The following is a 1480-nucleotide window of genomic DNA, read 5'->3' as shown; positions in this document are numbered from 1 at the left end:
CGCGGTGGACGTGCCTCCCGGGAAGGTGCTGGAGCACCTCGAGGTGTTCCAGGCCATCGCCAACGCCAACAACAGCAACCGGGCCTCGGGCACGTCCGGCTACCGGGGCAGTGTCGACTACGTGGTCGGCAGGCTGAGGGCCGCCGGCTACGCCCCGCGGGTCCAGACCTTCTCCTTTCCCTTCTTCCAGGAGGTCAGCCCGGCCACGGTCAGCGCGGGCGGCCGGCCGCTCGCCGCCGCGGACGTCGCGGTGATGACCTATTCCGGCTCCGGGACCGTGACGGCACCGGTGCAGGCCGTGGGAACGACCGGCGAGAAGGCCGCGAGCACCAGCGGGTGCGAGGCCGGGGACTTCGCCGACTTCGTGCCGGGGAACATCGCTCTGCTCCAGCGGGGCACGTGCACCTTCGGGGTGAAGGCCGCCAACGCGGCGGCCGCCGGGGCGTCCGCGGTGCTGATCTTCAACACGGGACTGCCCGGGGCGGAGGGGGCAGTCGCCGGCACCCTGGGCGCCCCGGGGGTGACGACCATCCCCGTGGTCGGCCTGAGCTACGCCGCCGGGGTCGCCCTGCTGGGCGGGGGCGAGGTGACGGTCAGCACGCAGACCGTCTCCGAGAGCCGGGAGACCTTCAACGTCCTCGCCCAGACCCGCTCGGGGAACCCGGAGCGCACGGTCATGGTCGGCGCGCACCTGGACAGCGTCCCGCAGGGCCCCGGGATCAACGACAACGCCTCCGGCTCCGCGGGGATCCTGGCCATCGCCGAGGTGCTCGCGGGCACGGAGACCGCCAACGCCGTGCGCTTCGCCTGGTGGGGCGCGGAGGAGTTCGGCCTGCACGGGTCCCGCCACTACGTCGCGGACCTCAAGACCAACGATCCCGCGACGCTCGGGAACGTCGCGCTGTACCTGAACTTCGACATGATCGGCTCCCCCAACCACGGCCGCTTCGTCTACGACGGCGACGCCTCGGCGTTCGGCCCGGACGACGGCTCGGTGCCCGCCCCGGCCGGCTCGGCCGCGATCGAGGCGGCCTTCCACGAGCACTTCGGCTCCCGAGGCCTGGCCTCGGGTGAGACCGAGTTCAGCGGCCGCAGCGACTACGGGCCGTTCATCGCCGAGGGCATCGCCTCCGGCGGGCTGTTCACCGGCGCCGAGGGGATCAAGACCGTGGAACAGGCCGCGCTGTTCGGCGGCCGGGCCGGCATCGCCTACGACTTCTGCTACCACGCGTCGTGCGACGACCTCAGCAACATCGACCACCGGACGCTGGACGAGATGACCGCCGCAGCCTCCGCCGTGACCCTGCGCTTCGCCAACTCCCCCCTGGGCCTCGAGGAGGAGGCCCGGCAGCTACTCGCCGCCGTGGCGCCCGTACCCGCCGCCACTGTCGACCAGGGACACGGCCCGAGCAACGCCGCCGAGGCGAGACAGCCGTACTGAGGCCGCCACGGTAGGGCCGATGCGCCGGCCCCACCGCGG

Annotated in this window: 1 protein-coding gene; it reads left to right on the top strand. The window is 73.1% G+C overall.

The genetic code is table 11. From position 1 onward, the window contains the following. On the top strand, positions 1–1441 hold a 1441-nt coding region (locus LY71_RS23005; RefSeq protein ID WP_342748035.1), incomplete at its 5' end, for a M28 family peptidase. Between the last annotated feature and the right edge of the window lie 39 nt (positions 1442–1480).

The organism is Geodermatophilus tzadiensis (assembly GCF_003002915.1).
Lineage (GTDB): Bacteria > Actinomycetota > Actinomycetes > Mycobacteriales > Geodermatophilaceae > Geodermatophilus > Geodermatophilus tzadiensis.
Note: the sequence above shows the minus strand (reverse complement) of the source record. Positions and strands in the feature narration are given on the sequence as shown.